The following is a 12,715-nucleotide window of genomic DNA, read 5'->3' on the forward strand; positions in this document are numbered from 1 at the left end:
TGCTTTCTCCTTTATTTAATAATAACTCTTAGTCCAGTTGGTGCTTTTTGATAGAACCAATTTGCATCGCTTGTGCTTAAATGAATACAACCATGAGAGGTTGACTTTTTACCTAATTTGTTAGCTACCTTTTTAATTAATTTATGATGAATATTCCGCGGATTTTCATGAAAAAGATATAAACCACCTTGTAGCCAACCTACTGCAAATCTTGCACCCATTTTCTCACTGGCAGAATAAAACCACGGTGCCCGATAAGTATTAATACGAAAATGTCCCTTAGGTGTTGAGTTATGTGCTCCAGTTGAAACATAAAATTCGTATCTGGTTTTGCGACCACGAATCAAATACGCGCGTTGCTTTTTTAATAAAACTACTATCTTATCTTTTTTAGCGCTCATCCCTTGAGGATATGGTTTAATTTCAGAAGATTTAGTATAACTAATCGGTTTACGCATATATTCTTGTGGAATTTCACTAACGGATTTTGCAAAGATTTTCTTTTGCCCAAAATTTAATATGAATCCGCCAATAATAATTAAAAAGCTAACTATTACAAATTTATTCTTTTTTATTTTCACTATCTATTACTCACCTTCTTTAATATGTCGACTAACTACGATGCTTATACGTAAATTTTACTAATTTATTGGCATCCGAAAACTCATTTTTGTCATGCAGTACAACTACAATTCTTCCAGTGCCTTTTTTATAGCTACCAACAAAACAATAGCCTGAGCGTGGCGTCCAACCTGTTTTCATACCGTCTGTTTTTAAGGATTTAACGTTATACTTACGACCAGGTAACGTATCATTATAGTTATGTAATTTCTGACCTGCCACATACATCTCAGGTGTGGCAAAAAATTTCATCAAACTGGGATAATCATGAGCAACATGATAACCAATTATTGCTAGATCTTTTGCTGACAATAAGTTTCCTGAACTCCAAGCACCTTTAACATAATACCCATAAGGTGCTAAATCACTGTTTTCAAGCCCTGAAGCTGATACGAAATTTGCAGAAAGATGCCATAGCTTTGCTTGTTTATTCATCATTTTGATGAATTTCTTATTTGAACCTGCAACCCATTGACCCAATCGAATTGCAGAGTTATTGTCGGAATCAATTATTGCTGAAGACATGATCTCTTTGACAGTATACTTTTTTCCTTTTTTTACATGGAAGCAGTTAAGGTTGGGATTCTTGGCCATTTTTACCAAAGGGCTGGAAAACTTGAGCTTTTTTTGCCAATCATGCGGATTACGGGCAAGCTTGCGCCTAGCTAAATAAATTGTCATTAGTTTCCCAGTAGATGCTGTTAAATAGCACTTCTTCGCATTTTTTGCCAACAGTACTTCTCCAGTCTTACGATCCAAAACTAGGTAAGCTTTTGCTTTGGTTTTAGGCTTTTTTCCATGGATATACTTAGTATATTTGCCAACTGATTGGTCTTGATTGTGACTATAAACTGTATTTTTATGTTTTTTCTTTTTAGTTTTTTGATCCACTTTATTGTTTGCACTATTGCTGTCAATTTGAATGGTTTCATCAGCCTGAACTACAGAAGCGCTAACAAAAAAAGCTGCTACTATAGAAAAAAGTCCAAAAATAAACTTATTTTTGACTTGCACCTATACCTCCCTAAACATTTTCAAATTTAAAATTACAAGTGATATTTTAAAATTAATTAACTATAAATTTCATTATATTATAAAATGGTAAATGTAGTTAAATTTTTTTAAAATTGATTGGAGCTAAAATGTTAAGCAAATCCAAATTATTTTTAGTGGCTATCAGCTTATCGCTTATGAGCACATTTATTTTTAATGAAAGAGTTTCTGCTGCAACTACTAATACACCAAGTATTGTTGATCAGCAGAACAATGAGCAAAAAGAGCAAACTCAATCTAATTCTGACACTAGTGATGATTCTAATTCTGACAATAATCAGATAGAAGATTCTAATACGAACGATAATAACCCTGGTTCAAACGGGGCAATTAACACAAATAAAAAGCACAAAAAAGTGCCAAAGGTTGTCTATTCTAAGAAAAAAGGTAGTGGTAAAATTTACCAAACCCATTATCGCTTTAGTAAAACATTAGCCAGTAAAAAAAGATCAGCTAAAAATTGGTATAAAAAACAAATTAGCTATAGCAAAATAGCGAAAACTAATAAAGGAACTTTTGTTAAGACCAAGTATGGGTGGCTGAATAAAAAAGCTTTCAATCAGTTTTTATTAACTAAAAATAAAATAAATTATAAAATGAAAATTGTCAGAAATGCCAATTTGTATAACTTACCTGCCCACACTAATGATGCCAGAAAAATAGGAACTAGCAAAAATTTGCATTTGAAGAATAAATGGGTTCATGTAAATATGATTGCCCATACTAACTTGCATGCAGTATATTATCGTTTTAAACATCGGGGACAAAATTATTGGATTTTAGGCCAAAATATCAAATATAATTTAAAGGCTCTAGAAGGCAACAAAAAGTCGCTTGAACGCATTATCAAAATCGGTGAAAAAATGATTGGTTATTCCAAATATGACGAAAAATCAAGACATTTTGACTGTTCTAGTTTTATGAATTATCTTTTTACTAAAGCAGGCCATCATCTAGGATCAACCACATTTAGTCAATGTTATAATGGCAAACCCGTTAATTATAAAAACAAAAAACGTGGCGATCTCATTTTCTTCGATGATAAAGACGATGGTCATTTAGCCCATGTTGGAATGTACCTCGGAAAAGGATTATTTTTACATGATAGTCCATACACTGACAACGGTGGGGTTGGAGTTTCCAGTCTGCAAGACAATTTCTGGAACTCACGCAATTCAAAGTATTTATCAGTTCACTATCCTGATGGTATTGTCAGAAGAATTATGTAAAAATAATTAAAAGCCTTTAGCTTAAGTCCAATTTTAATTAAATCTCTTGAAAAATAAAAAGACGTATTTGCAAATTGCAAATACGCCTTTTTTTAACTTGTCCAATCGGACTACAATTATTTCAATGTAACTGTAGCACCAACATCTTCAAGCTTAGATTTAATGTCGTTAGCTTCATCCTCAGAAACGCCTTCCTTAACGTTCTTAGGAGCGCCATCAACAAGATCTTTTGAGTCCTTAAGACCAAGTCCGGTAATATCACGAACTGCCTTAATAACCTTAACTTTTTCTTGGCCAGCTTCTGTCAATTCAACATCAAATGTTGATTTAGCAGCAGCTTCGCCACCAGCAGCACCTGCAGCAGCAACTGGAGCAGCAGCAGAAACACCAAATTCATCTTCAATAGCCTTTACCAGGTCATTTAATTCAAGAATTGAAGCACCTTTCAAGTCTTCAATAATCTTATCAGTATCTAAAGCCATACTTATTTATCCTCCGAAATTTTAGATATAAATTATTTTATTTATTCTGCAGATTCATCTTTTGAATCAGCAACAGCCTTAACAGCATATGCGAAATTGCGAACAGGGGCTTGTAATACAGAAACAAGCATTGACAGTAAGCCTTCGCGACCAGGAATGGCAGCAAGTTCCTTGATTTCTTCTTTAGAAGTCAATTTACCTTCTAACATACCACCCTTAATGTCGATAACATCATAATCATCTTCGTATTTTGAAACGATACGAGCTGGTTCGGTAATGTCATCAGCATTATCAGTATAAATTACAGCAGTAGGACCTACAAAAGTCTCATCAAGACCTTCTATACCGGCCTTAGCAGCAGCACGTCTTAAGTAAGTATTCTTAACAACCTTCATGTTAACATCGTTTTCACGAAGTTCCTTACGCATGTTAGTAACTTCTTCAACAGTTAAACCCAAGTAGTTAATTATTAAGATTGCTTTAGCAGCTTTAAGTTCTTCAGCAAACGCATCAACAAACTTTTCTTTTTCAGCAATAGCAGCTTTACTCAATCGATTTCACCTCCATCAAATTTAATAATAAATTCCATCAGGCCCAAATAAAAACTCCATGCCAAGAAAGACATGGAGCTTTAAACTCATCAATATCTTCTGGCCTCGGCGGGAAATTAAGGCGTCATGCCACCCGAGTCTTAGGTAGAATTTACTTTATTAAATATAACAGGATTATATTTTAAATGCAAGTCAATTATTTCTTTTTAGGTTTAATTAACTCAAATAATTCACCTGAAGTTTTGTAAATTACCCAACTGGCCAAGTTCACAATATGATCACTTATTCTCTCTAGTAATCTGATGATAACAAAGTAACTGGCAGAAGCAACAGCGGCATCAGGTTCTTGTTCTACACCATCTATAATCATTTGTCTGGCATTCTTATAATCTTTAAAAACCTTAGCATGTCCAAGTACCATTTGTCTGGCATTTTCCTCATCTTCTTGAACATAAGCAGTTAATACTTGTACCAACATTTCACGCACTTGATGGGTCATGTTGGAAATTACTTTTTCAACTTCTGGCAGACGTGGATTACCTTTGACTCTGACAGTTTCAACGGCAATACTGTTTGCATTTTCGCCAATTCTTTCTAAGTCCGTTGTAGCTTTTAAGATACTAATAACAACGCGAAAATCTGTCGCAACCGGCTGTTGCAATGCCATTAATTCCAAAGCCTTTTTTTCAATTTTAACTGCTTCTTTTGCGACTTCCTTGTCTTCGGCAATCATTTCTTGCGCCGTCTTTTTATCATGTTCAACGAATGAACGCGTACCCTTGTCAATCAAATCATTGACCAAGACTCCCATTTCCATAAACTGAGCGTTCAACTTTTTCAGTTCATCTAAAAATATTTCGTGCATAATCCACCTCCAAAATTAGCCAAAACGGCCGTTAAGATAATTGTTTGTCATTTCTTTTTTAGGTGACAAGAACATTTCTTGTGTCGAACCTGATTCAATCAATTCACCATTCATTAAAAAAGCTACCTGATCTGAAACCCGACTCGCCTGTTGCAAGTTGTGTGTCACCATAATAAAAGTATATTTCTGTTTCAAAGCCATTAACGTTTCTTCAATTTCTGAACTTGATATTGGATCTAAAGCAGATGTCGGCTCATCAAGTAAAACAACTTCCGGTCTGATTGCCAGAGCCCGAGCTATACAAATACGTTGCTGTTGTCCTCCTGAAAAAGCAAGAGCATTACGCTGCAAACTGTCTTTAGTTTCATTCCAAATTGCAGCTTGCTTCAAACTTTCTTCAACACGCTGTTCAATCAAATCTTTATCTTTAACACCAGCTATGCGTAAACCATAAGCTACATTATCAAAGACGGAAAACGGAAACGGCGTGGGCTGTTGAAACACCATTCCCACCTTCTTACGTAAAGCAACTAAATCAATATGAGAATGATAAATATCTTTTCCTTCTAAAAGTATCTCACCAGTAATATTAATATCGTCAATATCATCATTCATACGATTTAAACAGCGCAAAAAGGTAGATTTGCCGCAGCCAGATGGTCCAATTAAGGCAGTCAATTTTTGAGCGGGAAAAGCTAAACTTATACCATGTAAAGCTTCAAAACTGCCATACTTAAGTTTAACATTTTTAGCCTCCATCACATTTGTCATCAATAACGCCACCTTTATCCAAAACTACCCTGAATGTACTTCTCAGTAATTTCACCTTGAGGGTTGGTGAAAATATTTGTAGTAGTATCATATTCTAACGCATGTCCCAAGTGAAAGAATGCTGTATATTCACTAATTCTTGAAGCCTGCTGCATATTATGCGTTACCATAACCATGGTATATTTCTTTCTCAACTGCTTTAAAGTATCTTCAAGTTTAGCAGTAGATACAGGATCCAAAGCACTAGCAGGCTCGTCAAGAAGTAAAATTTCGGGTTTTAAAGCAATCGCTCGCGCAATGCATAGTCTTTGCTGCTGACCCCCTGATAGAGCCAATGCACTTTGGTCGAGTTTATCCTTTACCTCATCCCATAAAGCCGCAGCTCTGAGACTTTCTTCTACAATTTGATCCAGTTTCTTTTTATTCTGCTGACCGTTTGCTTTTAAGGCATAAGTGATATTTTCTCTAATTGACTTCGGAAAAGGATTAGGCTTTTGAAAAACCATTCCAATTGCCTTCCGCAATTCATAAACATTAATTTTGTTCTGATTAACATTAAGGCCATGAAACATAATTTTGCCGTCAACTCGTGCTACCCGGTCATTCATACGATTAAGTGAGCGCAAAAATGTTGATTTACCTGAACCAGATGCTCCTATTAATGCAGTAATTGTATTTTTCTTAAAGCCTAAGCTAACATCAAACAACTTTTGAACTGTACCACCATAGAAAACACTCAAATCAGTAGTTGAAATTGCACAGTCATCTTCAGGAAAGGTCTTAATGTAGGTTTTTTGTTTTTGCCAATTTTCCATAAGAACCCCTTTACTTTATTCTTGCGGCAGTAAGCCGTTTATAGATCCAATTTCCTAGTGCTCTAGCACCGAAGTTAAAGATAATGACAACAATTACCAATAAAGCTGATGTTCCAGCAGAAACCACATTCACATCCGGAATTATCCCTTCAGTATTTACTTTCCAAATATGTACAGCTAGCGTTTCTGCTGGACGCATTACATTCAAAAAACTAGTAGGACTAAACATATTCCAGTTAGAATAATCAACCGTTGAACCACTTTGCCCTGCGGTATAAATCAAAGCTGCAGCTTCACCAAAAACACGTCCAGCGCTCAAAATAACACCAGTAATTATTCCTGGCAGGGCTGCTGGCAATACAATGCCGTGAATGGTCTTCCAATTAGATAAACCCAGAGCCCAGCCAGCTTCTCTTTGAGTTTGAGGAACACCTTTAATGGCTTCTTCAATATTACTAGTAAGAGTTGGCAAGTTGAAAAAAGTTAGTGCTAAAGCGCCAGCGAGAATTGAAAAGCCAAATCCGAACTGAACCACAAATAAAAGATAGCCAAACAGACCAACAACTATTGAAGGTAAAGAGCTCAAAATTTCAATCGTGGTTCTGATTAACTGAGTGAACCAGTTATCAGGAGCATATTCGGCTAAATAAATGGCAGCACCGAGTGCAATTGGCATAGAAATTAGTAAGGTAAGTAATAAAAGATAGATAGAATTAAATAATTGGTCTCTAATTCCACCGCCTGCTTCAAAAGAGGACGATTCTGAACTCAAGAAATGCCACGATAAATGCGGTAATCCCGAAACTAAGATATTACCAAGAATACCAACCAAAAGAAGTACAACAATTCCAACTAAGAAATAAATCACGCCAGTAGCAATTCGGTTAGTTTTTTTTGCGTTCATAATACTACTAACTCTTCTTTCCAATTAAATGTACTAAAAAATTAAATACTAGTGACATAATTAATAACAAAAGTGCCAAAGACCATAATGAATTGTTAGGCAAGGTACCCATAACAGTATTGCCCATTTGACTAGTTAACTGACTAGTTAACGTTGCTGCTGGGCTAACCAAGTTATATGGCATTAATACTGCATTTCCGATTGCCATTTGTACAGCTAAAGCTTCACCAAAAGCACGAGCCATACCGAAAATAACGGCTGTCATGATACGTGAGCGAGCTGCTCTCAGCACAACGTGATATATAGTCTGCCATTTCGTAGCACCAAGAGCTGCTGAAGACTTTCGCAAATCTTTGGGAATAGCTTTAAACGCATCAACAGTAAGAGAAGTGATTGTGGGCAGAACCATTACAAAAAGTATTAACGTGGCAGTCAAGATGCCAAAGCCCGTTCCACCAAAAATAGTTCTGACAGCTGGAACAACTACCATTAAGCCAATAAAGCCATAAACTACAGAAGGAATACCTACTAAGAGCTCCATTACGGATTGCAGTAACTGCACTCTCTTACCAGATTCATATTCTGTCATAAATAGTGCCACGGCAATCGAAAATGGTGTTGCAATTAGTGCTGCCAAAAGTGTTACTGCAAAAGAAGTTACAATCATCGCAGCGGCACCCACATGGTTTTTACCAGCATTAGGATTCCAGTCAGTAGAAAACAGAAAATGGAAAATGTTCACTTTATTATCAATAAAGGTTGCTAACCCATGCATGCCAACAAAACCAATGATTGCAACTATTAATATTCCTATTAATATAATTGCCAAAAATGTTAATCCTCTGCCCCACCATTCTTGTCGTGTTTCTTTTGATGGCTTAGTTAAGCGATCAACATCAATATTTTTGGGATCAATACCTTTGAACTTAACATGTGGTACTTTTTGTTCGGCAAGAGCATTCTCAACAACTTGTTGTAAATCTTGTTCTTTTTTTGCCATTTTATTTACCTATCTTCGTAATTTTATTTTGACTATCACGCGCAACTTTCATTTCATGTACACTTATATAGCCAATTTTAGGAACTAAATCTTTTTGAACTTTTTTACTCAATACGTATTTAATAAAAGCTGCAGTAGCCTTATTCGGTTTACCTTTTGTATACATATGCTCATAAGACCAAAGTGGCCACTTGTTCATGGGTATGTTTCTATTATCTGGTTGAATATTATTTATACTTATTTTTTGAATATTTTGGTCATTAGCATAGGGAAAAGAAATATAAGAAATAGTACCCGGAGTTGAATTAACAATCTTTTTGACAGTTCCATTTGAATCCTGTTCTTGAGAATTAATTGCTTCTTTTCCATTTAGAACCAAGTCCTCAAATGTCGATCGCGTACCACTTCCACGAGAACGGTTGATCACAATAATTGACTGATTTTTACCACCTACTTGACGCCAATTTTTAATTTTACCAGTAAAAATATCAGAGAGTTGTTTAGTAGATAAATTTTTAACTCCGACACCCTTATTTGCAATTGGCACAATACCAACTACTGCCACAGGATAATCTTCTAATTTTTTTGCATCAATACCCTTTTGGGTCTCAGCATAAACATCTGAAGTACCAACTTCAACGGCCCCTGCTTGCACTTGGCTTAGTCCTGTACCGGAGCCACCACCTTGAACTACAATGTTGCTGCTCATGTGGGCTAGGTGATAGTCATTGCCAGCTTGTTCTATTAAAGGTTGTAAGGCACTGGAGCCAACAATAGTAATTTTTTCTCGGTTTTGACTGCAACCTGTCAAAAATAGGGACATAAATAATATTAATGTCAGCAGTCTGCCTAAATTACTTTTTTTCATATAAGATTCCCTCAATTAAACAAATAAAATTTAGCTCTAGTTTATCAAAACTTTTACCTTTGACCAATCATAAATACTCATAAATAGATAAAAAAAGCAACCTGCTCAATCGCAAAGTTGCTTTAATTAATTGTTCAAGTTTAGTCCAGATTTAATGGATCAAGTTTAATCCCGGGGCCAAAGGTTGCAGCTACAGCAACACTCTTAATGTATTGACCTTTAGCAGCAGATGGACGCGCACGTAAAATAACGTCACGCAATGCATCAAAGTTTTCAATTAATTGTTCATCAGTAAATGAAACTTTACCAATTGCTGCGTGAATAGCAGCTTGACGGTCAACACGATATTCAACCTGACCAGCTTTTACATTCTTAACGGCTTTTTCAATATCCATTGTAACGGTACCAGTCTTAGGGTTTGGCATCAAACCTTTTGGTCCAAGCACACGACCTAAACGACCAACTTTTGCCATCATTGTTGGTGTAGCAACCACGACATCAAAGTCTAAGTAACCGTTTTGTACTTTTTCAACTAAGTCGTCAGAACCAACTTCATCAGCACCAGCAGCCTTAGCTTGTTCAGCTTGAGGACCCTCAGCAAAAACAATGACCTTTTGTGTCTTACCAGTACCATTCGGCAAAACCAGTGAGCCACGAATTTGTTGGTCTGCTTGTTTAGGGTCAACGCTCAAGTTGTATGAAACTTCGACTGAAGCATCAAAGCCTGCGTATGAAGTTTCTTTAACTAACTTCATTGCTTCAGCAACTGAATATAATTTCTTTGAATCTACTTTTTTAGCAGCTTCTAAATATTTTTTACCATGCTTTGGCATGTGATTTCCTCCTTAATATGTGGTCAAGCGAGCTAAAACTCTCCCACCTAAATTGTTATAAATAACAGGATTAGTCTTCGACTTCGATACCCATGCTTCTAGCAGTACCTTCGATCATCCGCATAGCAGCTTCGACATCAGCAGCGTTAAGGTCCTTCATCTTAGTTTCAGCAATTTCCTTAACTTGATCCTTGGTTACCTTACCAACTTTCTTAGTATTAGGTTCACCGGATGCCTTGTCAATCTTAGCAGCCTGCTTCAAAAGCACTGGAGCTGGTGGAGTCTTAGTAACGAATTCAAATGAACGATCTTCGTATACTGTGATGACTACAGGAATAATCATGCCCTTTTGGTCAGCAGTTCTAGCATTGAAGTCCTTAGTAAAGCCAACAATGTTAATACCAGCTTGACCTAAAGCTGGACCAACTGGAGGAGCGGGTGTTGCAGCACCAGCTGGTATTTGTAATTTAACAACATTTATAACTTTCTTTGCCACGGTCAAAACCTCCTTGATTCCGTGCGTGGTTAAAATGGAAAAGTTACCTACTTTTCCTCCCACAATAATAAAAGTACTTTAATATATTATCATCTATTTAGTAGTTTTGCAATAATTGACTTATTACTAGCTAATTTTCTTTACTTGATCATAATCAAGCTCAGTGGTTGTAGCACGGCCGAACATATCAACGGAAACAAATAATTTGTACTTATCTGGTTGAATTTCAGTAATTTTACCTTCAACGCCATTAAAAGCGCCGTCAATGATCGTAACTGTTTCACCAACTTCAAAGTCAATTTGGGGTCTTTTAGCTGGTTCACCTTGTTGACGTAAGAGCCTATTGACTTCGTCTTCTAAAAGTGGGGATGGCTTAGAACCACCACCATGAGAACCGACAAATCCTGTTACGTTTGGTGTGTTCCGCACAACAAACCAACTTTCATCTGTCATTACCATTTCAACAAGAACATAACCAGGGAAAATCTTTTCTTCGACTTCTTTTTTCTTGTTGTTTACCTTTTCAATCTTTTCTTGTTCAGGAACCATTACTCGAAAAATATAGTCTTGCATCCCCATGCTTTGAGCTCGCGACAATAAGTCTGATTTGACCTTGTCTTCGTAACCTGAATAAGTGTGAAGCACATACCATTGCTTTTTAGTAGTTTCTACCATTATTACATATTCTCCTTATATTTTTGGCAAACAAAAAAGCCTCTACTCCGGAGGACTTTCCAATTAATATAATTATACCACAAATAAAAAGACTGTGCTATTACATAACTATTTGCGTAACATTGGTAAACAAAAGATCGAGTAACCCTAAATACGCAGCAAACAAAATTGAAGAAACAATAACAATTGCGGTGTCGTGACGGTTTTGTTTTGCTGTTGGCCAAGTGACCAATTTCATTTCCTCAACAACACTCTTAAAGAATTTAACCATAATTTACCTCGTTTCTTTATGTAACGTCATTTTACCGCAGTGCTTACAAAATTTTTTTAATTCAAGGCGCTGAGTGCGATTCTTACTTGCAGCGATTGAGTAATTACGAGAGCCACAGATGCTGCAAGCTAATGATGCTTTTTTCACTGCCATAATCTCACTTCCAAACTATTGTATTTTAGCAAAAATGGCTAACTTAAGCAATTAATTTAATAATTACTTGTAAACTTAATTATTACAAAACAAAAGCAGTTGCTCATTCAAGCAACCGCCTTTGTAGTAGCCAAACAAATGCGTGACCACAGTGCGTAGAACATTGTATTAGTCGGATTTACTTCTTAAGATTTTCATTTACGAAGGATTCGATTTTATCGTCAGAGTCTTTCAGGAATGGAAGCATAGCTTCTTCCGTTTTAATGGTATCTCTGCCATTCTTTTCCATAAAATAATCCCAAAGGGCATCTCTAACTGGAAGATCTGAATCACTCCAGTCAAAAACTTCTTTCATGTGACGATCTAACAATGCGGTCTTCATAACTTCATCAGCCATCTTAACTACCTCCTAAAATTTATTCTACAAAAACAATTATACCGCAATTTCCAGATATCAACTATAAAAATACTAATTAAGCAATGTTTGACGCATTTTCTGTGCAAGACGTGAACGCGCTCTTGATAAAGTTAATTTACTAATTTTTAGTTTTTGGATAACTTCTTTTTGTTCTATCACACCCAAGCCCACCAATAGCGCATTGGTCTCCAAATGAGACAACTTACTGGTCAAAATAGCAATATTTTCACTTAAAGGAATTTCTGGTATAGAAACAAATGATTTATCTAAAGGCAATAAATTGTTTTTCTTGGCTGTTTCTAATGAAACTGATTGTTTCAAAGCCTGCCTCCGATAGGCATTATCATATCTTACAAGTGAGCGTGCATGATTGATCAGTCGTGTTTTAAAATAGCTACCGAATTTTCCTTTATTTAGGTCAAAACTTATTGCAGAATCGTGACAAATAATCATCGCATCCTGTTCCCAATCCTGACTGTCATAATAGCGAACATGATACAAACTTTTCACCTTATTAATCAATGGCTTATAAAGAAAACATAGATTCAATAAAGCTTCATCATCACCATTTTTTATTTGCCTAATAAGTTCCGCCTCACTTTTAATATTTGTTTCAGTATTCTTCATTTCGCTTCTCCTATTTAAATTTTTATTGAAGAATACAGTAACTAATGAACCTCAAAAATCGAACCTAAGTTCAAATTCAGCAA

The 12,715-nt window shown here is 35.9% G+C and carries 18 protein-coding genes and 1 other annotated feature; of the genes, 1 reads left to right on the top strand and 17 read right to left on the bottom strand.

The window, feature by feature from the left end; translation table 11 throughout:
- Positions 1-11: 11 nt before the first annotated feature.
- Together DKL58_RS06675 and DKL58_RS06680 are read right to left on the bottom strand one after the other, a co-directional pair.
- Complete coding sequence (locus DKL58_RS06675; RefSeq protein ID WP_109586554.1) at positions 12-581, bottom strand: L,D-transpeptidase; 570 nt, start codon at positions 579-581, stop codon at positions 12-14.
- A 31-nt stretch (positions 582-612) separates the two neighbouring features.
- Positions 613-1,635 carry a D-alanyl-D-alanine carboxypeptidase family protein gene (locus DKL58_RS06680; protein WP_109586555.1) on the bottom strand — a complete coding sequence of 341 codons (1,023 nt, stop codon included), beginning with the start codon at positions 1,633-1,635 and terminating at the stop codon, positions 613-615.
- A gap of 128 nt (positions 1,636-1,763) precedes the next feature.
- On the opposite strand from DKL58_RS06680, the gene DKL58_RS06685 reads away from it, so the two are divergent.
- On the top strand, positions 1,764-2,903 hold the full coding sequence (locus tag DKL58_RS06685; RefSeq protein WP_109586556.1) for a C40 family peptidase: 1,140 nt from the start codon (positions 1,764-1,766) through the stop codon (positions 2,901-2,903).
- A 116-nt stretch (positions 2,904-3,019) separates the two neighbouring features.
- Here the strand turns inward: DKL58_RS06685 and rplL are convergent, their stop codons facing one another.
- The 15 genes from rplL to DKL58_RS06760 form a co-directional block, all read right to left on the bottom strand.
- Positions 3,020-3,385 carry a 50S ribosomal protein L7/L12 gene (rplL, locus tag DKL58_RS06690; RefSeq protein ID WP_045928398.1) on the bottom strand — a complete coding sequence of 122 codons (366 nt, stop codon included), beginning with the start codon at positions 3,383-3,385 and terminating at the stop codon, positions 3,020-3,022.
- A 41-nt stretch (positions 3,386-3,426) separates the two neighbouring features.
- A complete protein-coding gene (gene rplJ, locus DKL58_RS06695) occupies positions 3,427-3,936 on the bottom strand; it encodes a 50S ribosomal protein L10 (protein WP_045928399.1) in 510 nt (169 codons plus the stop codon).
- A 39-nt stretch (positions 3,937-3,975) separates the two neighbouring features.
- Positions 3,976-4,099: a sequence feature (ribosomal protein L10 leader region), on the bottom strand.
- A gap of 33 nt (positions 4,100-4,132) precedes the next feature.
- On the bottom strand, positions 4,133-4,801 hold the full coding sequence (gene phoU, locus DKL58_RS06700; RefSeq protein WP_109586557.1) for a phosphate signaling complex protein PhoU: 669 nt from the start codon (positions 4,799-4,801) through the stop codon (positions 4,133-4,135).
- 15 nt (positions 4,802-4,816) lie between these two features.
- Complete coding sequence (pstB, locus tag DKL58_RS06705) at positions 4,817-5,572, bottom strand: phosphate ABC transporter ATP-binding protein PstB (protein ID WP_045928401.1); 756 nt, start codon at positions 5,570-5,572, stop codon at positions 4,817-4,819.
- Between the two features lie 14 nt (positions 5,573-5,586).
- Complete coding sequence (gene pstB / locus DKL58_RS06710) at positions 5,587-6,387, bottom strand: phosphate ABC transporter ATP-binding protein PstB (RefSeq protein WP_109586558.1); 801 nt, start codon at positions 6,385-6,387, stop codon at positions 5,587-5,589.
- 10 nt (positions 6,388-6,397) lie between these two features.
- Complete coding sequence (pstA, locus tag DKL58_RS06715; protein ID WP_109586559.1) at positions 6,398-7,291, bottom strand: phosphate ABC transporter permease PstA; 894 nt, start codon at positions 7,289-7,291, stop codon at positions 6,398-6,400.
- Positions 7,292-7,298: 7 nt separating this feature from the next.
- Positions 7,299-8,291: a phosphate ABC transporter permease subunit PstC gene (gene pstC, locus DKL58_RS06720; RefSeq protein ID WP_034980330.1), complete on the bottom strand. Its 993-nt coding sequence runs from the start codon at positions 8,289-8,291 to the stop codon at positions 7,299-7,301.
- A gap of 1 nt (position 8,292) precedes the next feature.
- Positions 8,293-9,159, bottom strand: coding sequence for a phosphate ABC transporter substrate-binding protein PstS family protein (locus DKL58_RS06725; RefSeq protein ID WP_109586560.1), 867 nt, complete (start codon positions 9,157-9,159; stop codon positions 8,293-8,295).
- A gap of 140 nt (positions 9,160-9,299) precedes the next feature.
- The gene (rplA, locus tag DKL58_RS06730; RefSeq protein WP_045928405.1) at positions 9,300-9,992 is read right to left on the bottom strand and encodes a 50S ribosomal protein L1; all 693 of its coding nucleotides are present in this window, start codon (positions 9,990-9,992) and stop codon (positions 9,300-9,302) included.
- 70 nt (positions 9,993-10,062) lie between these two features.
- Positions 10,063-10,488 carry a 50S ribosomal protein L11 gene (gene rplK / locus DKL58_RS06735; protein ID WP_034980336.1) on the bottom strand — a complete coding sequence of 142 codons (426 nt, stop codon included), beginning with the start codon at positions 10,486-10,488 and terminating at the stop codon, positions 10,063-10,065.
- Positions 10,489-10,614: 126 nt separating this feature from the next.
- A complete protein-coding gene (nusG, locus tag DKL58_RS06740) occupies positions 10,615-11,163 on the bottom strand; it encodes a transcription termination/antitermination protein NusG (protein WP_109586561.1) in 549 nt (182 codons plus the stop codon).
- 100 nt (positions 11,164-11,263) lie between these two features.
- Positions 11,264-11,434, bottom strand: a complete 171-nt coding sequence (gene secE, locus DKL58_RS06745) for a preprotein translocase subunit SecE (RefSeq protein WP_045928406.1) — start codon at positions 11,432-11,434, stop codon at positions 11,264-11,266.
- A 3-nt stretch (positions 11,435-11,437) separates the two neighbouring features.
- Positions 11,438-11,587: a 50S ribosomal protein L33 gene (rpmG, locus tag DKL58_RS06750; RefSeq protein ID WP_081945356.1), complete on the bottom strand. Its 150-nt coding sequence runs from the start codon at positions 11,585-11,587 to the stop codon at positions 11,438-11,440.
- A gap of 178 nt (positions 11,588-11,765) precedes the next feature.
- Positions 11,766-11,984 (bottom strand): P8 family protein, encoded by a 219-nt coding sequence (locus tag DKL58_RS06755; RefSeq protein WP_034980340.1) that lies wholly within the window; start codon positions 11,982-11,984, stop codon positions 11,766-11,768.
- Between the two features lie 72 nt (positions 11,985-12,056).
- On the bottom strand, positions 12,057-12,632 hold the full coding sequence (locus DKL58_RS06760; protein WP_045928408.1) for a sigma-70 RNA polymerase sigma factor region 4 domain-containing protein: 576 nt from the start codon (positions 12,630-12,632) through the stop codon (positions 12,057-12,059).
- Positions 12,633-12,715: the final 83 nt, after the last annotated feature.

Origin of the sequence: Lactobacillus kullabergensis, from assembly GCF_003151025.1 — a bacterium.
Classification (GTDB): Bacteria; Bacillota; Bacilli; order Lactobacillales; family Lactobacillaceae; genus Lactobacillus; species Lactobacillus kullabergensis.